The 21370-nt window shown below is 59.0% G+C and carries 23 protein-coding genes and 2 pseudogenes; 9 read left to right on the plus strand and 16 right to left on the minus strand.

Annotation, left to right across the window (positions count from 1 at the left end; all coding sequences use genetic code 11):
* Positions 1–18 precede the first annotated feature (18 nt).
* Positions 19–1935: a CocE/NonD family hydrolase gene (locus ASE26_RS25280; protein WP_057247152.1), complete on the plus strand. Its 1917-nt coding sequence runs from the start codon at positions 19–21 to the stop codon at positions 1933–1935.
* 8 nt (positions 1936–1943) lie between these two features.
* Here ASE26_RS25280 and ASE26_RS25285 read toward each other — a convergent pair whose 3' ends face one another.
* Positions 1944–2543: a YdeI family protein gene (locus tag ASE26_RS25285; protein ID WP_057247169.1), complete on the minus strand. Its 600-nt coding sequence runs from the start codon at positions 2541–2543 to the stop codon at positions 1944–1946.
* 87 nt (positions 2544–2630) lie between these two features.
* On the opposite strand from ASE26_RS25285, the gene ASE26_RS25290 reads away from it, so the two are divergent.
* Together ASE26_RS25290 and ASE26_RS25295 are read left to right on the plus strand one after the other, a co-directional pair.
* A complete protein-coding gene (locus ASE26_RS25290) occupies positions 2631–3491 on the plus strand; it encodes an alpha/beta hydrolase (RefSeq protein WP_057247153.1) in 861 nt (286 codons plus the stop codon).
* Between the two features lie 48 nt (positions 3492–3539).
* Positions 3540–3785, plus strand: a complete 246-nt coding sequence (locus ASE26_RS25295; protein WP_055928946.1) for a DUF3297 family protein — start codon at positions 3540–3542, stop codon at positions 3783–3785.
* On the opposite strand, the gene ASE26_RS25300 is transcribed toward ASE26_RS25295, so the two are convergent.
* The 3 genes and pseudogenes from ASE26_RS25300 to ASE26_RS31740 form a co-directional block, all read right to left on the minus strand.
* Positions 3776–4111, minus strand: a complete 336-nt coding sequence (locus ASE26_RS25300; protein ID WP_055928944.1) for a carboxymuconolactone decarboxylase family protein — start codon at positions 4109–4111, stop codon at positions 3776–3778. The two genes, ASE26_RS25295 and ASE26_RS25300, sit on opposite strands and share 10 nt — an antisense overlap.
* Positions 4112–4159: 48 nt before the next feature.
* Positions 4160–5431 carry a glycosyltransferase gene (locus tag ASE26_RS25305; RefSeq protein ID WP_057247154.1) on the minus strand — a complete coding sequence of 424 codons (1272 nt, stop codon included), beginning with the start codon at positions 5429–5431 and terminating at the stop codon, positions 4160–4162.
* A 384-nt stretch (positions 5432–5815) separates the two neighbouring features.
* Positions 5816–6382, minus strand: a pseudogene (locus ASE26_RS31740) (NUDIX domain-containing protein); the annotation flags it as partial.
* 57 nt (positions 6383–6439) lie between these two features.
* Between ASE26_RS31740 and ASE26_RS25315 the strand changes: the two are divergent.
* Positions 6440–7228: a YebB family permuted papain-like enzyme gene (locus tag ASE26_RS25315; protein WP_229208210.1), complete on the plus strand. Its 789-nt coding sequence runs from the start codon at positions 6440–6442 to the stop codon at positions 7226–7228.
* Here ASE26_RS25315 and ASE26_RS25320 read toward each other — a convergent pair.
* Positions 7225–7749 carry a DNA-deoxyinosine glycosylase gene (locus ASE26_RS25320; protein ID WP_057247156.1) on the minus strand — a complete coding sequence of 175 codons (525 nt, stop codon included), beginning with the start codon at positions 7747–7749 and terminating at the stop codon, positions 7225–7227. The two genes, ASE26_RS25315 and ASE26_RS25320, sit on opposite strands and share 4 nt — an antisense overlap.
* Positions 7750–7826: 77 nt before the next feature.
* Between ASE26_RS25320 and ASE26_RS25325 the strand changes: the two genes are divergently transcribed.
* The 4 genes from ASE26_RS25325 (at position 7827) to ASE26_RS25340 (ending at position 10433) form a co-directional block, all read left to right on the plus strand.
* Positions 7827–8264, plus strand: coding sequence for a DUF962 domain-containing protein (locus ASE26_RS25325; RefSeq protein ID WP_057247157.1), 438 nt, complete (start codon positions 7827–7829; stop codon positions 8262–8264).
* Between the two features lie 221 nt (positions 8265–8485).
* On the plus strand, positions 8486–9427 hold the full coding sequence (locus ASE26_RS25330) for a DMT family transporter (RefSeq protein ID WP_055928929.1): 942 nt from the start codon (positions 8486–8488) through the stop codon (positions 9425–9427).
* Entirely contained in the window at positions 9424–9906 is a 483-nt protein-coding gene (locus tag ASE26_RS25335) for a GNAT family N-acetyltransferase (protein ID WP_057247158.1), read from the plus strand. Before ASE26_RS25330 ends, ASE26_RS25335 begins: the two co-directional genes overlap by 4 nt.
* Entirely contained in the window at positions 9903–10433 is a 531-nt protein-coding gene (locus ASE26_RS25340) for a YcxB family protein (protein ID WP_057247159.1), read from the plus strand. Before ASE26_RS25335 ends, ASE26_RS25340 begins: the two co-directional genes overlap by 4 nt.
* 333 nt (positions 10434–10766) lie before the next feature.
* Here the strand turns inward: ASE26_RS25340 and ASE26_RS25345 are convergent, their stop codons facing one another.
* From ASE26_RS25345 to ASE26_RS25370, 9 genes and pseudogenes are all read right to left on the minus strand, one after another.
* Complete coding sequence (locus ASE26_RS25345) at positions 10767–11339, minus strand: tetratricopeptide repeat protein (RefSeq protein ID WP_057247160.1); 573 nt, start codon at positions 11337–11339, stop codon at positions 10767–10769.
* Positions 11340–11366: 27 nt separating this feature from the next.
* A complete protein-coding gene (locus tag ASE26_RS31970) occupies positions 11367–12278 on the minus strand; it encodes an RHS repeat-associated core domain-containing protein (RefSeq protein ID WP_373922433.1) in 912 nt (303 codons plus the stop codon).
* Positions 12279–12447: 169 nt separating this feature from the next.
* Entirely contained in the window at positions 12448–12807 is a 360-nt protein-coding gene (locus ASE26_RS25350; RefSeq protein WP_057247161.1) for a hypothetical protein, read from the minus strand.
* Between the two features lie 343 nt (positions 12808–13150).
* A pseudogene (locus ASE26_RS31755) lies at positions 13151–13288 on the minus strand (RHS repeat-associated core domain-containing protein); the annotation flags it as partial.
* A gap of 84 nt (positions 13289–13372) precedes the next feature.
* Positions 13373–13588 carry a hypothetical protein gene (locus tag ASE26_RS25355; protein WP_156410008.1) on the minus strand — a complete coding sequence of 72 codons (216 nt, stop codon included), beginning with the start codon at positions 13586–13588 and terminating at the stop codon, positions 13373–13375.
* Positions 13589–13597: 9 nt separating this feature from the next.
* A complete protein-coding gene (locus ASE26_RS32215) occupies positions 13598–14116 on the minus strand; it encodes an RHS repeat-associated core domain-containing protein (RefSeq protein ID WP_200960844.1) in 519 nt (172 codons plus the stop codon).
* A gap of 816 nt (positions 14117–14932) precedes the next feature.
* Positions 14933–15115, minus strand: a complete 183-nt coding sequence (locus ASE26_RS25360) for a hypothetical protein (RefSeq protein WP_055928911.1) — start codon at positions 15113–15115, stop codon at positions 14933–14935.
* Between the two features lie 24 nt (positions 15116–15139).
* Entirely contained in the window at positions 15140–16258 is a 1119-nt protein-coding gene (gene xerC / locus ASE26_RS25365) for a site-specific tyrosine recombinase XerC (protein ID WP_082507249.1), read from the minus strand.
* A gap of 2 nt (positions 16259–16260) precedes the next feature.
* Complete coding sequence (locus tag ASE26_RS25370; RefSeq protein ID WP_082507248.1) at positions 16261–19290, minus strand: CHC2 zinc finger domain-containing protein; 3030 nt, start codon at positions 19288–19290, stop codon at positions 16261–16263.
* A gap of 134 nt (positions 19291–19424) precedes the next feature.
* Here ASE26_RS25370 and ASE26_RS25375 point away from each other — a divergent pair, with 134 nt between their 5' ends.
* Positions 19425–19766 carry a helix-turn-helix domain-containing protein gene (locus ASE26_RS25375; RefSeq protein ID WP_156398001.1) on the plus strand — a complete coding sequence of 114 codons (342 nt, stop codon included), beginning with the start codon at positions 19425–19427 and terminating at the stop codon, positions 19764–19766.
* 449 nt (positions 19767–20215) lie between these two features.
* Here the strand turns inward: ASE26_RS25375 and ASE26_RS25380 are convergent, their stop codons facing one another.
* Both ASE26_RS25380 and ASE26_RS30305 read right to left on the minus strand, forming a co-directional pair.
* On the minus strand, positions 20216–20878 hold the full coding sequence (locus ASE26_RS25380; RefSeq protein WP_055928905.1) for a hypothetical protein: 663 nt from the start codon (positions 20876–20878) through the stop codon (positions 20216–20218).
* A gap of 15 nt (positions 20879–20893) precedes the next feature.
* On the minus strand, positions 20894–21370 hold a 477-nt coding region (locus ASE26_RS30305; protein ID WP_304438660.1), incomplete at its 5' end, for an RHS repeat-associated core domain-containing protein.

The following is a 21370-nucleotide window of genomic DNA, read 5'->3' on the forward strand; positions in this document are numbered from 1 at the left end:
ATCGCCGTATAAAGACCCATGCAATCCAAAATCAGCCCCATCACTCTTTCCCTTGCACTGGCCTTTGCAGGCGCCGCCCACGCAGCGCCTGATGAAAAGCCGGAGCTTCGCTCCTCTTACACCAAATACGAATTCCGCATCCCGATGCGCGATGGCGTGCGCCTGTTCACGGCCGTCTACGTGCCGAAGGATGCCAGCAAAGCCTATCCCTTCCTGGTCGAACGTACGCCTTACAGTGCGGGCGTGAACGTCGACGGCCAGCTCCGGTACGGGCCGGACTTCTTCCCGCGCCGCCTGGGCCCGTCCGCCGACTTCAGCGACGCCGGCTACATCTTCGTCAAGCAGGACGTGCGCGGCCGCTATATGTCAGAGGGCAAATGGCAGGAAATGACGCCGCATTCCAAGACCGCGCTGGAAGCAGGCGAAGGCAACGAGAGCCGCGACATGCACGATACCGTCGACTGGCTGCTCAAGCACGTGGCCAACAATAACGGCAAGGTCGGCATCTACGGTATCAGCTATCCCGGCTTCTACACCTCGGCCAGCATCATCGATTCGCACCCTGCGATCAAGGCTGCCTCGCCGCAGGCGCCGGCCACCGACCTGTTCATGGGCGACGATTCCTATCATGGCGGCGCCTTCATGCTGGCGGCGAACTTCGACTTCTACGCCGCCTTCACCGAAGAAAAGAACCCATCGCCCCTGCCCAAGAGCTGGAGCGAATTCGATTACGGCACCACCAGCGGCTACGACTACTTCCTGCAGCGCCTGACGCTGTCGAACATCCTGGCCGATATGCAGCCCAAGCAGCTCGCCTACCTGAAGCCGACCATCGACCACGACACCTACGACGAATTCTGGAAGTCGCGCAACCTGGCGCCGCACATCAAGAACGTCAAAGCCGCCGTGATGACCGTCGGCGGCTGGTTCGATGCGGAAGATCCGGCCGGGCCATTCTCGATCTACCGCGCCGTGGGCAAGAACAATCCCGGCGTCTTCAACGGCCTGGTGATGGGCCCATGGGCGCACGGCGGCTGGGCCAGCGGCGAAGGCAAGCGCCTGGGGCACGTCAAGTTCGACAGCAAGACCAGCGAACACTTCAACAAGAAGCTGCTGTTCCCCTTCTTCGAGGAGCGGCTGAAAGGCGTCAAACCAGCGCAGCCGATTGCAGCGGTCAACATCTTCGAAACCGGCACCAACGTCTGGCGCCAATACACCGCCTGGCCGCCGGTGCAAGCCAAGGCGAAGATGCTGTACCTGGGGCCGAACGGTACCCTGGTCTGGACCCAACCCGCCGCCAGCGCTGGTTTCGACGAATATGTCAGCGACCCGCGCAAACCGGTGCCGTACATCGGCTACCCGGCAACCGGCGTGCCTCGCGAATACATGGTGTCCGACCAGCGCTTCGCTTCCAGCCGCCCGGATGTCCTGGTATACCAGAGCGAAGTGCTGGAAGAAGACGTGACCATCGCCGGCCCCGTGACGCCCAAGCTGTTCGTCTCCACCAGCGGCACCGACAGCGACTTCGTGGTCAAGCTGATCGACGTCTACCCAAGCGACTACCCGCAGGACAAGGAAGAAGAAAATCACAAGGACGTGGCGCCGCCATCAATGAAGATGGGCGGTTACCAGCAGCTGGTGCGCGGCAATCCGCTGCGCGGCAAGTTCCGCAACAGCTTCGAAAAGCCTGAGCCATTCGTGCCGGGCAAGGTGGAGCCGCTCAGCTACCAGCTGGGCGACGTGCAGCACACCTTCCGCCGCGGCCACCGCATCATGGTGCATGTGCAGAGCAGCTGGTTCCCGCTGGTCGACCTGAACCCGCAGACCTTCACCAACATCCCGAACGCGAAGCCGGAAGACTTCGTGAAGGCCACCCAGCGCGTCTACCACGCGCATGGAACCGCGTCGGGCCTGCAACTGATGGTAATGCCTTAAGCGGCGGCTTAGCAGCTCTGGTGCTTCCAATGCCGCTTCTTGCCCTCGGCAATCCATTCGACCGCCTGGGCCATGCGCTTGTCGCGCGTGGCCTCGGTCTTGGCTTCCGTCAGCCAGTCGCAGTAATCGCGCTTGGCGCTGGTTGAGAATTCGTTGAAGACTTCGTATGCGGCCGGGTTCTCTTCCAGCGCCGCGATGAAGTAATCCGGCACCAGCAATTCGCGCGGCGCTGCTTTCTGCCGCGTCACCTTCACACCCTGCTCATTGAGCTTCATGGCCTTCTTGATGTACGCGGTCAGCTCTTTCTTCGGTGGCAAGTCCTTGATGGAGGCGATACGGCCGAACTGGCCCATGGCCTCCTTGCTTTTGTCACTCTCCGCCGCAATCAGCAACTCAGCCTTCCAGAAATTCAGCGCGCAATGCTGCTTGAAGGCGGCGAAGCTGCACACGATTCCGTGGTACTCGAAGTTCGGCATGCTCCACTTGATGGTTTCCTTCACCTCCGGGCAAGCCGCATGAATCACCTCGCGCAGGTAATTGAGGATAGGCTGAGCGAATTCGGCCGCGTTGGCGATGTATTCGTCGACGCGCGGATCAGTTGTGGGCATGGCCATCCTCATAAATGTGTTGCCGCAATCTGACATTGGTGCGTTGCATAACGCAGTTTGCTCAGCATTAGGAGCATACTAATTCACATGAACAATTCACGCAAAGTAGCCGCCGCTGCTGGCGCCGTGGGCTTCGTATGGGCCGGATTGACTGCCCTCCTCATGGCCGGCCAGCGCAAGCTGCTGTTCAACCCAACCGTCAAGCGCGAGGTGCAAAGCCCGCGCAGCAGCGGCCATCGCACACGTGCGATCGTATTGCGCGGCGGCGACGGGACGCGGCTGGCAGGCTGGCTGATGACGCCGCGCGAACCGGGCGTGCGGCCTGCCGTGGTGTATTTCGGCGGACGCTCGGAAGAAGTGTCCTGGCTCGTGCGCGATGCCGGCACCCTGTTCCCCGGCATGACGGTATTGACGCTGAATTACCGCGGCTATGGCGAGTCGCACGGCGAGCCGGGCGAAGAAATGATGGTGGCTGATGCCTGCATGCAGCTCGACTGGCTATGCAAGCACCACAAGGTCGACCCGACCCGCATTGCCGTGGTTGGGCGCAGCCTTGGGTCCGGCGTGGCGGTGCAGTTGTCGATGCAGCGCCGGGTGCAGGCTACGGTCCTGATCACGCCATACGATTCGATCCTGGCGCTGGCGCAGCGCAAATTCCCTGCCCTGCCGGTGTCCATGCTGCTGCAGCATCGCTTCGAGTCAGTCAAGCACGCGACGCAATTGGCGGCGCCGACCTACGTTCTGCGCGCGGCCAGCGACGATATCGTGCCGCATTCGCACACCAATGAACTGGTGAGCAAACTGGCCTGCCTGCACCACGACGAAATCATTCCGGATTCGGACCACCTGAATATTCCCTACCTGCCGGCTACACAGCAGAAGATCGCCAGCTTCCTCCACGCACAGTTCACCGCAGCGCCTGGACGGGAAAACCGTGTGCAGGCCTGATCCTGCAACGTGGGGGAATGCGGACGACATCCGGTATAATCCTGCCCCATGAACGATACTACCCGCCCAGAACTCCCGGACCACCTGTCGATCGACCCACGCAGCCCGCACCACGTGGCTGCCGTGTTCGAACACGACATTGGCATCAGTTTCAACGACAAAGAGCGCTTTGACGTTGAGGAATACTGCATCAGCGAAGGCTGGATCAAAGTCCAGCACGCGACGGCCAAAGACCGCCGCGGCCAGCCGATGCTGATCAAGCTGAAAGGCAAGGTAGACGCGTTCTACCGCTGATACTCCTCCCCAGGCCAGCCTTCGCTGGCCTTTTTCATGGCCAGCAGGCCATGTCCTACTGCCGCGCCAGCCCTTAGCGCAGCGGCGATAAAGACCACTTCCGCGATTTCCTGCCGTGTGGCGCCTGCCGTGAGAGCGTTTTTCGTGTGCGCGTCAATACAGTATGCGCACTGCGTGGTCAACGCCACCCCGATCGATACCAGCTCACGGTATTTGGCCGGGATAACCCCGTCTGCGCGCTCTGCCGCGGCCTTCAGGTCCAGGAAAGCTTTCGCCTCCTGCGGCGCGCACTGGATCAGGTCTTTTGCGTACTTCAGGTCATCCATCTCGTCTCCTACACTGGTTGAAATTACCAGCTAAGAGGTGGCGGGATGTCAAAATGATTCGCGGCCGCTACGAATTTCTATTTGCCGCACCGCTTGTGCGACGCCATCCTCCTGCCGCATGGCCTCGCCTACGCGGCGCGCCCGCTCGCCCATTGCTGGAGTGCCGAGCAACTGCCGGATCTGCCCAGCCAGGCTGCGCGCCGTCACGTCGCGGCGTTTGGCAGGCTTGCCTGCAACACCGATACGTTGCAGCTCACGGCCCCAATGTTCCTGCTCACTGAGATTGGCGATTACAATCGAAGGCTTGCCGGCCAGCGTTGCGGACTGGGTCGTCCCCGCGCCGCCATGGTGAACAATCGCCAGGCAATGGGGGAAGATCTGGTGGTGCGGCGCCGCGGCAACATACAGGATCCGCTCGTCGGAGCTGAAACCGCACGCTTGCCAATCACTGCACTGGATGATCGCGCGGCAATTCGCCTGGCGCGCCGCATCGGTCAGCAAACGCAACGCGACCTCCTGCCCCTTGAGGTCCTTGGGCATCCAGCTGCCAAACGTCATGTAAACGGGCGCCTCCCCGGCCGCCAGGAAGCCGGCTAACGATGGCGGCAATTCTCCTTCCAGTTCGCAGTTAGGGCGGTCAAGGAAACCGCAGACCTGGATCGACTCCGGCCAATCCGGCTGCCTGGGGCAAAGCTGTGGACTGACCGCCACCAACGAAAGGTGGCGCGAGACCCAGACCTCCGACACGATGTCGCGCATCGGCGCCATGCCCAATTGCCTGCGCAGCCGGTCGGGGTAATGTCGCAGCGTACGATTCAGGAGGATGCGGGTCAGCCACCACAACAGGCGGTTGCCGCTTCGCCCCAGCATCGACAAGCCGAGTGGATTGACGTAATCGCTTGGCACGCCCGCATGGGACAACAACACGCTGACATACGGCAAGCCGGCATGTTCCGCAGCGATCTGCAAAGGATGCATGAAGTAATGCCCAACCAGCAAATCCGATTCGGCGCACAGGCGCTGGGCCGCTTCAAACATTGCGTCTTCGGCCGGGGCAAATGCAAGGCGCAAGATTGCCGCCATCTGCTTCATGGGGTCACGGATGCTATACGCGGTCTGGCCGACGGCCTCCGCCTGCTCGGGAGTGAACGTGTGCGGCGTGAGGACGGTGATTCTTGCACCCGCCGCAGAGCGCACCTTGTCGTAAGTTCCGGCTTCCAGGCTGGTGATCACCAGGTGGACTTCATGGCCGGCCAACTGCAGGCCATCGGCCAGGGCGAGGAAAGGGCGGATGTCGCCGTGGCTACCCCAGGTCAGCATTCCAATCTTCATAAGCTATACGGCAGGTATCTCGTTGATGTCGTGGTACACCAGCAGGCCGCGCTTACGCGCCTCGGCCACCATGGCGTCGGCGCCGGCGGAGGCGCCGCCTATGCGCAGGACGGCATTGCAATGGGCGAGTAAGCGCTCACAATGCGGATGGAAGATCTCCTCATACACGGCATCGCCGACAGCTTGCGAGCCGGCGGCGTGCAGCACGGGCAGCGCCAGCCACTCGCCCAGTACCGGCGTATGGCCCTTTTTGTACAACGGCAGGACATAGGCCTCCATCGCCGCCACGTTAGCCGCCATGCGCGCCGGGTCGTCGCCGGTGCCGGAGCGGTACGGACCGGCGACCAGGATCATCATGCTGCGCGGCGGCAGCAAGTGCAGGTGCAGGTACTGCAGCAGCATGACTGTCTTGGCGTCCTTGATTTCGCCGCTGGCCGTCATCGCCAGCGCCTTGTCGGCATCCAGTTCGAGGACCTCGATATCCTCGCCTTCCTGCTCCAGACCGCCACCGCTGCTGATTTTCGAGCCAGCATCGTACTCGCCGACGAAAAAGTGCAGCCGCTCGGTGACGGAGCCGGGACTCATGAAGACATCAAATATCTCGCGCAACTGTTCGACCTTGTAGCCAGTCTCCTCTTCCAACTCGGCATGCATGCGCTCTTCCGGACGCGCCTCATCGAGCAAGCCGGCGGGGGCTTCGATCAGGTAGCCGTCGTGCTGATTGACGTAGGCGGGAAAACGGAACTGGCGCGTCAGCAGAACAGTGCGACGGGCGCGGTTATACAGCAGGGCCACAGCACCGTTGCCACGGTCATAGGTTTCCCTGCTCATGGTCTGCCAGCGGCCATCGCGCCGCTTCAAATCGAAGGTGGTGGTCTTGAGCACGTACCAATTGTCTGACAGCAGTTGGACCGATTTGATGCGGACGTATTCTTGCATTGAACTTCCCTCATAAGTATCGCTTAGTGATACCAAGCCAGTGCAGGCGATAATAACTTGGAAATAAAACTTCTGCTTTCCACACCTTTTGGCCAAACTCCGCGCCATGTTCGAATTCCATCACCACCATCAAAGGAGATCACCATGTGGGGAACAAAATTGGCGCGGCGCTGTCGCAATACTATCGCCATCCTATCAATCGGAATGCTTACGCTGCACGCGTCTGCGGCATCGGACCTGCCTTCGATTTCCAAAGCGGCATTGGAGCAGCAATTGCAGGTCGGCGACCTGCTCTTCATCCGCGTGCCAGCCCTTCCCTTCCGCAAGGTCGCTTCAACCACGAATAGCTGGACCAACCATGTCGGCATCATCGTCTCAATTGATGGTCCCGAACCCGTGATCGCAGAAAGCACCTTTCCCGTATCAAAGCGCGGCGGCCTTGAACGCTTCCTGGCACGTTCCGAAGGCGGCCGGGTCGAAGTGAGCCGTCTCAATACGCCGTTAACGGCAGAACAACAGCGCGTGCTGATCCAGGCGACGCAAGCGCGCATGGGAGTCTTTTACGACACAGGCTTCGACCTGCACTCCAGGCGTCAATTCTGTTCGCGCTTCGTGCACGAAGTGCTGCGCGAGGCGAGCGGCATCGAAGTCGGCGAGGCCGAAACCTTCGCCACCCTGCTGGCGCGCAATCCGGAAGCAGATCAGGACTTTTGGAAGTACTGGTACTTCGGGCAGATTCCATGGGACCGCCAGACGGTGACGCCGGCCAGTGTCATGAACAGCGCACAAGTGCATGCTGTCTTCGACGGCTTTGTCACCACCGGCAAACCGCCCGCCCGGATTTAGCGCTGGGCTCCCGTCGCCTGCTTGTCGGCGGCCAGGTGAAGCCGCAAGTCCAACCAGGCCGCCGCCTTGTCGGCGTATCGCAATGTGTGTGCAGGGCTGCTCGATGGCAGTATGACGATTTGATAATCACCCGCCATTTCCCCAAGTACCTTGAGTCCTAGCTGTCCAGCCGTCCCACCGTTAAACGCAATCGCCCTGATGTTGGGCAAGCTCTTGAGCAGAACTCGCAAATCGTTCTCTCGACGATTTTTGATATTGCTGTCCAGGCTTCCCTTACGATGCGCCTCCGCGACGACATCCCAAAGCCCGACGCCATGCTTCAGCAACACGTCGAGTCTCGCCGGATAAGCAAGGGGCACGAGTTCCTGTCCAATCACTTCCGACATCAGCGCCCAGAACTTGTTTTGCCGGTTACCGTAATACTCTTGTACCGCCAACGATTTATCGCCCGGCAGGCTGCCCAGCACCAGCAAGCGGGTGTTCTGGTCGACGACGGGATCAAAGCAACGTTTCAGTTCCATTCACGCATTTTAACGGGAGTTCGGGTGTAGAATCGAACGGTAGTGCTAAACAAATAATCACACCGGAGACCACAACCATGTCTGAGCAGCGTGCCATTGTTACCCTGCTGTTGAAATACAGTGAGAGTCACCTGAATCCCACCAATGAGGCGATCCACTGCGTGTGTGTGCCGCTGATCGTGTTCAGCCTGCTGGGACTGATCTGGGCCATCCACCCGCTGCTGGCGGTGGCGCTTGTCGTGGCTGCGATGGTGTACTACTTCAAACTGTCACGCAATTTCGCGTTGGGGATGCTGGTGATGGCCGGATTCATGCTGGCCGTGCTGAGCGCACTGCCGCCGGCAGCGGTACTGCCGCTGAGTATTGTGATTTTCGTATTGGCCTGGATCGGCCAGTTCATCGGCCACAAGATCGAAGGCAAGAAGCCATCGTTCTTCGATGACTTGCGCTTCCTGCTGATCGGGCCCCTGTTCGTGCTGGGCGTGCTGTATCGCCGCCTGAATGTCGCTTATTAGAACAGGGCGACGTTGAGATGGTCGGGGGGCAGCGCTTCCCCGGCCAACAGAATGATCACCGCTGCGGCGACATAGCCGAGCACTGAGGCGACCCAGATGCGCGTTCCCATGTTCATGCCTGCCTCCAGTCGTTAAGTACTTGAATCATACCGATTTTTTCGCCCGGAATAATCACCGATTGTCGCACTGCGCCATATTGCAGAAACCCTTATACTGGCGGGATGCCTTCTCCGATACTCTTCATTCTCGCCTGCCTTATCTGGGGTTCCACCTTCTTCGCAATTACCCTGCAACTGGGTGACATAGCTCCCGCAGTCTCCATCGTCTACCGCTTTGCCCTGGCGTCGAGCGTGCTGTTCGCATGGTGCTTCCTGCGCGGCGACAAGCTGAAGCTGTCTTGGAAAGCGCAGCGCTGGACCATTCTGCAGGGCTGCTGCAGCTTTGGCCTGAGTTATATCGGCACGTATAACGCGGAGCAGTATGTCGTATCAGCCCTGGTGGCGGTACTGTTTGCGCTGATGGTGTTCTGGAATCCGATCCTGAACCGTTTCGCTTTCGGCACCCCGTTGACCTGGCGTACCTGGACCGCCGGCAGTGCGGCGGTGGCCGGTGTGGTGCTGCTGTTCTATCACTCGATTTCCGAGTCGCTGCGCGACGTGATGGCGGGCGGCCAAGGGCATTTCATTCTCGGCCTGGCTCTGGCGCTGGGCGCGACCATCGCCAGCTCGGTCGGCAATACCCTGGTGGTCAAAGTGCGCCAGCATGAATCGAATGTGCTGCTGACCATGGCCTGGGGCATGTTGTGGGGCACGCTGCTGGTGGCGCTGTGGGCGCTGGTGCGCGGCGATGCCTTTGTGATGCCGACCACGGCCTCGTACTGGGGCGGCTTGCTGTACCTGTCGCTGCTGGGATCCGTGATTGCCTTCGCCTGCTACTTCACCCTGATCGACCGCATCGGCACGCAAAAGGCGGTGTACATCGGCGTGGTGACGCCGGTGATTTCCGTGCTGATGAGTATTCGCCTTGAAAATTACCGCCCGGGCTGGATGGAAATCCTGGGCATGGTGGTGTGTATCGCCAGCGTGGCTTGGGCGCTCAAAGCGCCATCGATGCCAGCCAGCCGTACTCCTGTTGACCTTAAACCTTTGAAGAAAGCCTCATGAGCAATTTGCATATTCGCCCTGCCCGTCCAGATGACGTGGCGTCCATCATGGCCATGATTCGTGAACTGGCTGTTTTCGAGAAGCTGGAACACCTGGTAGTGGCTGATGAAGCCATGCTTCATGAGGAAATGTTCGGTACCAAGCCGGGCGTAGAAGGCATCGTGGGCGAGGAAGCGGGCGAAGTGGTGACTTACGCGCTGTACTTCCACAACTTCTCCACTTTCCTGTGCAAGAAGGGTCTGTACCTGGAAGACCTGTACGTGAAGCAGAACCGCCGCGGCGCAGGCTACGGCAAGCAGATGCTGGCGGCACTGGCCAAGATCGCAGTGGAACGCCAGTGCGGGCGCTTTGAGTGGTCGGTGCTGGACTGGAATGTGAATGCGATCAAGTTCTACGAGCAGATGGGCGCCGATGTACTGCCTGACTGGCGCGTATGCCGCGTGACCGGCCCGGCGCTGGATGCCCTGGCAAATCAATGACCCCAATTGCCCTGCGCTACCAGCTTGGACCCGACGAGTATCTCGCGCAGCAGCAATCCGTTATTGGCGATACCTCACGCCGAGCGCTGCGCACAGTATGGAAGGACACGTTGTTGTTTGTCGGCGCCTGCACTTTTGGCTTCCTCGCGGCGTTTCAGGCTAACAACCGCATTTTGATGGTGCTACTTGGCACGGCTGGCTTGGCGCGGGTGCTGACGCCCTGGGACCACAAGATCAAGCTTCAGGCTCAAATTGCCGCCCATGCCGAAAAGAGCGTGCGCCGTCGCGACATCTCGCTGCGAATCGACGACGAAGGCCTGCATGAGGAGGTTGAAGGCGTACGCTCGTTCGCGCCATGGCCAACAGTCAAGTCCTTCCGCAAGCTTGGCCACATCCTGCTGATCAGGCTGGCCGGCGAGCTCTGGGTCGTGATCCCGGAGGTTGCGTTTCTCGGCGCGGGTGCCCCGTCGCAGACCGAGTTCATCGCGCTCCTTCAAAGCCATGGTGTCGCCAACGAAACAGCTTAAAAGGCGGTGCCTGGTCTGTCATTCGGACAGAGAACACTCACGCTTGATCAATCTCACACAAAAGGCGGTGCCAGGTCTGTCATTCGGACAGAGAATACTCACGCTTGATTAATCTCAAGACGCAAAATCCACAGGTTCTCCGTCTTGATTCACATCAAAGAGTCACTTCGCGCGTCCAAATGACAGACCTGGCACTGGTTCCTCACGCTTGATTAATCTCAAGACGCAAAATCCACAGGTTCTCCGTCTTGATTCACATCAAAGAGTCACTTCGCGTGTCCAAATGACAGACCTGGCACTGGTTCCTTGCTGGTTCCTTGCCCTTGCTATCGTTTATCTGATTCTCAGATCCTCACTATTTTTGAGAATTAGAACGAATCCATTCACTTTAGACACCCAATATCGCAGGCGAGCAAGGAATCTTTGCCAAAAATTCTTTCCACTAGTTGCTACCTGGAGAGCCAAGTCCCGTTGGGCAAAAATATGGCCAAGCTCAGATGCTTTTATCAAATATTTTTGAGCCTTTTCTTGCGCACCGACGATGTGGCTCAGCTCCTTGTTATACAACGCATATGCCCAGAATGCGGCAGATACGTGACCTAAATCGGCTGCCTCTCCGAATAGGGCTGCTGCGGATTGAACTTCCCCCCTGCGCTGAAGGGCCGTAGCCAAGTAGTACTTTCCGTCCAAATCCCCGACTTCAGCGAGGCATCGAAAATGATATTCTGCCTTAGTGAGATCTTCACACCCGCCCAAACCCCGTTCAAACATCCATCCAAGATAGAGATGCGCGCGCCCGCCATGCTCATTCTCCAAACATTCAAAAATAGCCCGCGCGCTTACATAATCTCCCGTCTCAAAAGCCATGTATGCCTTCTCGATTTCAGCCGAGGTATTCATTTTCATTTATTCCGTCTCTAATCAATCAACAGATCAGTTCGAACCTGTGGGTGGCCCAGGCAATGGGCCTGGGGGCGGCTTCTTTGGATCTTTGGGCGAAGGCCGCGTCGGCGTTGGCGGTTTTGGCGGCGGTGGTGGCGGCCTCTTATCATTTGCAAGGCAAACCGCACAAACCAAGATTTGAACCAAATTCTTCCTAACTCTGGTACAGAGGGCTTTACATTTGTCCTTAACACCACAAGTTCCAGCTGCACCCTCACTTCCGTCGTCCCCGCCCGAGTCACCAAAGCCTAGCGCTGAAAGACCATTTGGATCCGCATAAATAATTGGATTTGCTTCAGTATACCCGTAGGTATTCATCCCGCCTTCGAGCCCAATCGGATCAGACTGGAGATATCTGCCGAACTGAGGATCGTAATCCCTGTAGTAGTTGTAATGCAGATTGCTTTCGCGGTCAAATTGCTGCCCAGGGAAACGTTGATTGAATGTGAAATTCAGTTGCCCGGCTGGCTGAGCGTTGGCTGCATCCTTACCATACGGATCGCTGTCCCACTGCCACACCAGGTTGCCGCTGCCATTGGTGATTGCACGCGGCGTATTTAGCTGGTCTGTGTGGATGAAGTAGGCTGTCGCAGCGCCTGACGCATTACCGACGGTGACTACCAGCGGCGCCGATTGCAGAACAGGGTTGGCAGGATCGGTTGTGGTGACCTTTGCGATTACCTGATAGGTGCCTGCGGCGAGCTCGTTTAGCGTCAGCGAGAATGGCGACTGAAGGCTCACACCCAGCGAAGTGGCGCCGTTGAAGTACTCCACTTGCGTGGCCATCACCGGATTCCCATCCGAAGTCGCGGTGACAGCGAGTGTTACTGCCGCTGGCGCAGTTGGGTTGCTTGGGCTTGCTAAGACGGTGCCAGGTCTGTCATTCGGACAGAAAATACTCACGCTTGATTAATCTCAAGACGCAAAATCCACAGGTTTTCCGTCTTGATTCACATCAAAGAATCACTTCGCGTGTCCAAATGACAGACCTGGCACTGGTTCATAGCACTGGCTCAAGGAACCCGTACTCTTCAGCGTGTTGTCGGACCTGATTCTCCCCCCTCTGGCAGTGCTAACGCAAAAAATCATATTCATCTGATTGACGGCCCTGGCGTCTTACAGAACAACGTCGCAACTCATCAATCGCCTTCTCGATGACAAAAATATTCTTTAATTGGTTGTCTCGGCAATGATAAAGTTCGCTTTGACCACCCAAGTTCTTGGGGAATGCTCCCAAGTCGACATAAGACCCGATGTCCTGAAAATAAAGGAGATCATCGGACTTATTGGTAACGTCTCGTCCCAAAAAAATCAGTGTTCTTAGCTCAGGAACCAACATATCGCTGTCCACATAGGAAACCATAACGTAGATTTCACCTTGCTTAAGCTGGTTCGCCATGATCGGCTCTGCATACGGCTTCAGTTCAGACATTTTACTTTCACTCCTATTGCGCTGCCGCACCACCCACAACTACCGCCGGTATCGTGACTTCTGGCGCGAAAATTAGGCAGGCCCCCAGAGCCAGTGCTCCGCCGACTGCACACGTCTTAGTATTTCTCTCACAAAAATTCTTCTTCGGTTCTTGGCAGCTACAGCTCATTGGACCATCCACCCAGCCGCGCGAACTCAATCCGCCGGATATGCTTGTAATTTTGAATGTTTGCGGAACACGGCAACTTTCTACTGGGTTAGGAGAGCATTGCTGGGTGCATGTAGAGTATTCCTCGGAATCGCAAGGACGTAAACGACGAGCGTTCCCATCACCTTTTGGAGGCTCTAAACCTAGAGGATCAATCCGACTTGTTGGATTTCCGCCAACATAGGCGTATGTGTTGACACCGCCTTTCAACCCAATCGGATCACTTTCAACGTATCGTCCCAGTGCAGGGTCATAGTCCCTGAAATAGTTGTAGAATGGCTGCACACAGTCTGCAGGCACCCGTGCAGCCGCCAGTTTAGTTCACCTCAGGTCCGCCACCCCGCTCGTCACAATCCGCTATTCAAAGTTCGGCGGCCTGACTTCTGGATTGGACTCATATAACGGATTCAATACGTCGAGAACCAGGGCGCCCATCACACGTCCTACACCCATACGAAATGCGTGAAACTCACTATCAGTGCAGTTTTCCATCGCGAATTCAATCGATGAATTTAGCTGGGCAAGGATGCCGGTCATTTGCGTACTAATTTCCTGAGCGATTTCTGTTTTCATATTCATCCTTTACCTTTTCCCGCCTGCTGAGGCTGCTTTACAACCATTGGCTTCCATGCACCTATTTAGACAAACCGCAAAGGCCATACCATAGTCTTTGGTCGGTAGCGTCTCAACACTACACTGCTTAATGCAAGTGTCCTTCACCTTTTCACATCGTTTTCGTTCTCTGTCACCTTTCATGCATACGCCGGCAATTGCATCCGTCACGAATTCGCTAATTCCAGCAACTGCACACGCTGTGGGGAAATATTGGCATGCCGATGGACTAACGTCATTTGTCGAAGGTGCAGCTGGCTGAGGCGGCGGAATTTCTGGATCAACCATCCCCGGCGGCGGCGTATTCGTGCAGGTAGTTACAAACCCGTTTGAGATACAGTTCCAAGCGAGCCCGCTTGGGTCGGTTCTACTCGCTGGATTTCCCCCAACATAGCCGTAGGTATTAATGCCACCTTTGAGCCCAATTGGATCACTCTCAACGTACCGCCCCGTCTGCGGATCGTAGTCGCGGAAATAGTTGTAATGTATTGGCCTTGACGCGAGTTCGTCGTAGACGCAGCAATTTCCCTATACGCTTCAACGACTTGCGCGCGCCCGCGCCGATATTCCTCCTTAATCACCGTGTTCGTTGCGGGCCGTCCCCTGTTCGTGAACGACTTGCTCAACCTGTCCGACACAGTAGTTGTAATGTATTGGCCTTGACGCGAGTTCGTCGTAGACGCAGCAATTTCCCTATACGCTTCAACGACTTGCGCGCGCCCGCGCCGATATTCCTCCTGCTTTCATAGAATTTTTCGTATACGCGTATTCTGGGCTGCAAAGCACACTCGTGCAAGGCGCAGTTTTAGAGGCGCGGCCGCGCAGCGGCCGCCGGGGTGGCGGTTGAAGTTGTGGTTGCGTGGTTTGAACCTGGCTGACGGCAGAGCGCGGCCGCAAGCGACGCGAGGAGCGCGCGCTGTAACCCTGACCGAAGCCCTGCGCCCCAAGGCGCACATGCTGGCTTGGCAGTCCCGCAGGGGCGCCAGACATAACGCCGTGTTCTGCGAACCCGCAGGGCCCGGCGCAGCGCGGGGCCGGGCCGCCGAGCGAAGCGCGAGCGCAGCGAATGGACCGGCTTTGCAGAATGCCGCGTTATGTTAAAGCGGGCGCGCAGCGGCCGATTTACCCCGGAGGGGCTGTGCCTTTGCGTTGTCGGTTTCTGGCTGACGGCGAAGCGCGGATGCAAGCGAGGAACGAGCGCGCTGTGTAGGCCTAGCTAGATTCAAGCGTGGCAGTTGCCTTCCGCGTCGCGGCTGGTAGTACCGCGCAGCGGCTGACTGGGTGTTCTACAACCGAACCCGACCGTCAGCGCGGAGCGTAACCCTTGTCGGCCAGCGCCGCGCGAACCTTCTCGCCTGCATCGACCATCTCGTACGCCTGCTGCTGGTCGACCGCCAGCTCCCGATAGTCGTTGTAGCCTACCCGTTTGAGGAACTGGGCCAGCGCAAGCGCCTGGTCGTCCGGCAGTTCCACTTCAATGATGACCATGATGTGTCTCCCTCGTGTGTGGGTCTAGTCCTCGTCCGCAGCTTCGGCCTCCAGCGCGTCCAGGAGCGGCTTTCGCACCTCGCCGGCGTCCATGTCTGCCACCGCACCCCGAGCGCCGCCAGCACGCTCCAATCGCGCCGGATGGGTCAGCGCATGCACCGCCTTCAGCTTGCCAATGGCCACGTGGGTGTAGATCTGCGTGGTCGACAGCTCCGAGTGCCCGAGGATCGCCTGGATGTAGCGGATATCGGCCCCGTTCTCGAGCATGTGGGTAGCCATCGCATGGCGGAAGGCATGGCAGCCACCACTGGCGAATCCCGCATAGCGCATGTGCAGCTTCACCATGTCTGACAGCCGGTTGTTCTCGAACGCCTCGCCGTAGTCGGTCACGAACAGCGTGCGCTGGTCCAGCGTCAAGGCGAACAGCGGCCGGACCTCCTGCACGTAGCGCGCCACCCATGCGCAGGCCCGGGCGCCGATCGGCACCAGACGATCACGCCGCCCTTTCCCCTGCCGCACCATCAATGTCCCGCGCTCGGTATCGACGTCGTACAAGGAGAGGCCGATCATCTCCGCCCGCCGGATGCCGGTGCTGTACAAGGTCTCCAGCATGGCTCGGTTGCGCACACCCGAGGGCGTATCGATGTCGGCCTGGTTCAGAACCGCCTCGATCTCGGCCACGCTCATGAGATGGCGCGGAAGCTGGCGCGGTGGTTTCGGCAGCACCAGGTCCGACGCCGGGTTGTGCAGGATATGGTTCTCTCGCGCGCACCATTTGAAGAAGGCTACGATGGGCATCAACCGCGTGGCCTGCGTGTTGAACGACAGTGGTGCCCCGTTCGCCTTACGGTAGTGGTACAGGTGTCCCTGGTAGCGCTGCAGGATCGGGCGTGTGATGTCCTGCGGCCGGGCCAGCCCTCGTTCGTCGCACCAGAGGATGAAGCCATCGAGCGCGCGCCGGCGAATCTGGGCGGTCGACTCGGCCAGGCCGCTCGTCACCGTCCACTCCAGGAACGCCTTCTGGTAGGAGCGCAGCAGGTTACCGGCCGCCGGATCGGCCACGCGCTCGCGCACGGGCTGCACTGGCTTTGCGCGCAGCTTGCGCTGCTTCTGTCTGATCCCAAGTTCGCCCCTGCGCGCCATGGCTAGCCCGCCGATACCGCCGCAGCGGCTAAGGAGAGATGGGGGTACGATACGATTTTGGCGTCAGCGCCTAGGCGGTGCGTTTCTCGATCCACTCCGCCCGATTCGTCTTTAGGCCCTGTGCTTGCTGGCTCGCCGGCCGGTTCGACACACCGTAACGGCACCGAATCACCCCCATGATGGGGCCGGGATGACCCCGTGAACTGGCCCGTTTGCCCCCGTGAACTCGTAGTCGTAGTGTTGCTTTTCAGTGCATCCACCCCGATCAGTCCGACCACGAACGGCGCGCCATTGTCACCCGAGCCATCGTAAAGCAGCTCGTATTCGAACGACTGGCCCCGCGTCCCTCGATGCACCAGCACGTATTCCAGTGCGATCAGGCGCTCAATGTGGATGCAGCACTGCGTGTCCGACAGGCTCGTCAACCGTCGCACATCGCTGCGGGTGAAGCGCACGTCGGCGCGGCGCTGCTGGCGTTCCTGTGTAACGCCAAGGACCCAGCCATGCAGCGCGGCCAGCACGCGCCGGGTCTGCGGCGGCAGTTCGTCCAGGCTACGGCCCAGCACCTCGTGCGCCAGCCGGTTGGCGGCCTCGATGTCGGCCAGCGTCACCTCGATGTACTCGATGCTCTGGCCAGCCACGATGGCGCGTTTGACCGGCCTTTGGTGCTGATGCAGCAGCGCGATGGTGTCGATCAGTGTCAGGTATTTCTCATGGTCGCGGCGGGTACGCGTGCGGTCGTCCAGGAAGGTCAACTGATCGGCGTAGGGATTGACCACAGCCAGCTTCTTCAACAGCCGCTGGGCGTTGCGATGCAGGTCCAGGATGCGCTGCTTCTGTTCCTTCCTCACCAACCCCTGCAAGGTGCGCTTCTCGCGCTGCAGGCGGTGAATCGCCCGCGTCTGCTCCCGGTCCTCGTCAACCGTCAGCACCAGGCAGCGGTTCATCAGCTCCTCATCGATGTCGATGGCCGTCGTGGTCAGGAACATCATCACCGGCCCCTCGACCCGGTATTCCTGCGTCACCAGGTTGCCAGTCTTGGGATCGGCGCCGGTGGTGGCGATCGTCAGCTCGCCCTCGGACTGCAGCAGCTTCAAGGCATAGCTGGCACGGCTCGCACCTTCCTCTTCCACGATGGCCAGGATCTTGTGTTTCAGGTTCGTCTCGCCCATGTAGAACAGCGACTGCCCCGTCATGGCGCTGTACTTCACCCGTTCTTCCGCTGGCATCATGGCCAGCACCGCGTCCATCAGCGAACTCTTGCCAGCAGCGCTGGATGACTGGATCACGATCGCCAGCGGCGCATCGAGCCGGCGGCTGGTCGCTGCCAGGTAGCCCACCAGTTTATTGGTCGCTTCGCCCACGATGCCGCAGGCGTTGAAGTCGTCCGCGATCCGCGTCAACAGGTCCGGGGCCATCAACAGGGACAGCGCCGCCTCGCGCTCGGACGCGTCCATCGTCACCGCTTCCGGTTCCTTCGGTTTCAAGGCGCCCTGGATCTGCTGCTCCTGCAACGCCTCGAGCTTTAGCAGCACCCGGCCCAGGTCCGTCTTGAGCGTGTCTTCGGCCACTCGCAGTTCCATGGCGGCCTGCGTGATGTAGCTGGCCCGCGCCCTGGCGTTGTACAGGTCGAAGGTGTCAACGTGGAAGGCATCGCCGTTCGACGCCAGCACGTTCACCTTGAGCACATCGTAGGCCAGGTTTTTCGACAGCCCCCGCACCCGGTAGCGCCGTTCGGCGAACGCCAGCACCACTTCGTTATCCTTCACGTCGGCATCCATCGCAAACGACGGACCGCTCGGCGCGGGCGATGCCGGCAGTGGCGCCGCCGGCGGCAGCGGCGCGGGTTCTTCCTTAGCGGCTAAGGGAGGAACAGTCACCGATGGCGCCGGGGCCTGCGTCATCGCGATCGCCGGCGCCTGGCCGCTGCCCATCCAGACCGCCTTGCGGATCAGCGCACCCAGGCTTTTACTGGTCGGCTGCACCTTTAATGCGTACTCGTTAGCGTCCATCCCCTTGGGGAACTGGATGCGGTAGCAATCGATGCCGGCAGCGATCAGGCGTTCGGCGAGCCGGTCGGCGGCACGCTCGCCGGCGTCGTCGCGGTCGTAGGCGATCAGCACCCGCTTTGTGCCGTGGCCCTTGAACGCGGCCAGGTGGTCGTCCGTGAATCCCTCCACGCCATAGCTGGCCGTCACATTGCGATAGCCAGCGCACCAGAAGGTCATGGCGTCGATCAGCGACTCGCAAAGGATGATCTCGGGCGATGCCGCCAGCGCGGCCACGTTCCACACGCCGCGGTGCGGCCCTGGCAGGTACAGGTGCAGCGGCGTGCCCTTGCGCAGGCCGTCGGTAATCTTGCGACCGTACATTTCGCTCACGTTGCCATCGGCGTCCATGATCGGCACCACCAGCGAACCATTGAAGTGTTCATGCCCGCTCTCGCGGTAGACGCCCACCTTTTCCAGCTGCGACCGGATCTCGGCGCCGGCCTTGCGGTTTTTCTCGGGCAGGCGCAGGCCCAAGGTGCGGTTGGCGTAGCCCAGCTTGAAGTGCGCCACCAGCTCCGGATGGTCCAGGCCGCGCGACTGCAGGTAGGCCAGCGCCTCGGGGGACTGTTTCAAGGTCTCGGCATAGTAGCCGGCGACCTGGTTCAGCAATGCCTGCTCGTCAACATCGAAGCCTACCGGCGCCGGCAAGCTGCGCACCGTCGCGTACTTCACTGGCGCCTGCACACCCTGAGCGGCTAAGGCAGGATCGGCCTTGAGCAGTTCGACCGCGTGCCGGAACGACACCCCGCGCAGCTTCATCACCCAGTCGATCGGCCCGCCGCCGATCTGGCAGCCGAAGCAGTGCCACAGGTTCTTCGCCGGCGTGACCACCAGCGACGGCTCGCCGTCCTCGTGGAAGGGACAGGTGCCGATCCGGTCCTTGCCGGACTTTTTGAGCGCGATGCCGGCCGACTCCACCAGGCGCTCGACCGCCACTTCATTCTTGAGCCGTTCAATGTCGGCATCGGGGATGCGGGGCATAAATCCCTCTTTCTCTAAAAAGCTGTCAAGACCCTTATACTGTACTTTTATTATATCGTATAATGGACACACTCAACACCTTTTAAGATACCAGGGGGTACAGTATGGGCACCATCATCCTTTTGCTACCGCCCATGTTCTCGTCACGCTTGATCCAGTTTCGCAAGGCTCAGAATTTCACACAGCAGGGCCTGGCCGATGCGGCGCAGATTCACGTGAATCAGATCAAGCGCTACGAGGCGGGCACCGCGCAGCCGACCCTGGAGGCGCTGGTCAGGCTGGCCAAGGCGCTGCACCTGAGCCTGGACATGCTGGTCTTCGACGAGGCCGAGCGCGGCCCCTCCGACGACCTGGCCTTGCAGTTCGAGGCCGTCAGCAACATGCCCGACGAGGAGCGCCGCATCATCAAGGCCCTGCTCGACGGCATGATCATCAAGTACCAAACCAAACAGATGATGGGCAACCTGAGCAGCTAGCGCAGTTCTGCTTTTCTTAGCAGCTAAAAATAGAAGCCGTACCCGGAACCCGCGCGCGAAGCAGCGGGTTGGGGACGGCTTTTTTTTAATGGAAGAGAGAGTCGGCGGTGTGTTACAACGGATCGCCCGCAACGGCGGTCGAAACGCTCAGTTTTAGCGTCACCCTGTATTACGGGAGAAGCGCACCCCGTAATACACAGGAAGCCTGCAACGGCGGGCGTTCCGATCAACCCGGAGGGTTGCGTGATGTGTGAGCAAATGGAGGGGGCTGCGGGGACTCCCCGCGTGCCCCGTGTCCACAGTGTTTGCCCGGGTTTTCATACCAGGACGGATTTTCCCCGCCCTTGCTTGGGATACGACTAGGATACGATAGGATACGGACCAGATACGAACGGGATACGACCAACCTCAACTGGTGCTGACGCGGCCCGACCACCTACCTGGCGGACTTACTTCCCGCGCGATTTGAACATTTTTTCGATGTAGACATCGTTTTGCCATTCCTCGTATCCCAGAAGCGCGCCTTCTAAACGCTCAAATCCTTCGCTCCAGCCAGCCTTTTCTGCCGTTCTTTTTAACAGTATGTAGGCCTCTATGCGCCACTCTTCGCCGCTTCTCGCGTAAAGAACCACCCTCGTCTTGCGATTGTTTTTCGCCGCAATCACATACTCTCGCTTCAAGAACAAGCCATCCTGAACGTAAGGTGCAAAGCGGCTCTCTGGAATACATTCATCGTCCAAGTCCGATGGGAGGTATTCTGAGAAGGCTGCGAATGGTTTTTCTCCTGCCAGCATTAATGCCAGTTCACGATTCGTATGAACCTTGTATGGCAATTCATCCATCACACCCCAAGAACGCAGTTGTGCGACAGGACTATGGTCGTGTCCGGCGATTTGAAAACGCAGCTTGAGCTTCTCGATATCCTCAAGCTCCAGCTCGTAACTAGCGGCCGGATGGATATCGACGGCTTCAGGATCGACAATCTCGCATAAAGCAGCCACATCATCGACCTCAAAGATGAATTCACCACTAATGCAATCGGTCAATTGATCGATGTACTCAAGTACAAATTTTCGACTTGCCATAACATTCCCCTGTTCAGATATCGTCATTTCGCATCTGCCAATTTAAGGGATTGCAGCATTCGCAGGGATCGTTGGCCACAACGGTGGAAACAATGAAGGAAGCATGCGGACACAGCGATAAATAATGTAGGTTCCGCCTACAGCCGCAGCGGCCTTTACAACCGTTGGCACCATTTGGCAATCCTTCTTATCCGACGGACATGTCGTCTTTTCAGCAGGCGCTGGATCTGGAGTCGCAGGCTCCGGCTTCGAAGGATTCGGTGGAATTTGTCCATCTGGATCTTGCGACTTGGTGTCGCAATCTGGGCAATACTCGCCCATAACGCCACCATGCTTCGCGCCACACCAAGTGCATGTCACTCTAGGCGGTTTCTTTTTGGGAGCAAGACCATAGGGATCCGAATCGCTAACAGGATTTCCACCTACATACGCGTACGTATTAATCCCACCTTCGAGCCCAATCGGATCGGATTGCACATACCGCCCGGTCTGCGGATCATAATCCCTGTAGTAGTTGTA

The sequence above is a fragment of the Duganella sp. Root198D2 genome (genome assembly GCF_001428585.1).
Classification (GTDB): Bacteria; Pseudomonadota; Gammaproteobacteria; order Burkholderiales; family Burkholderiaceae_D; genus Rugamonas.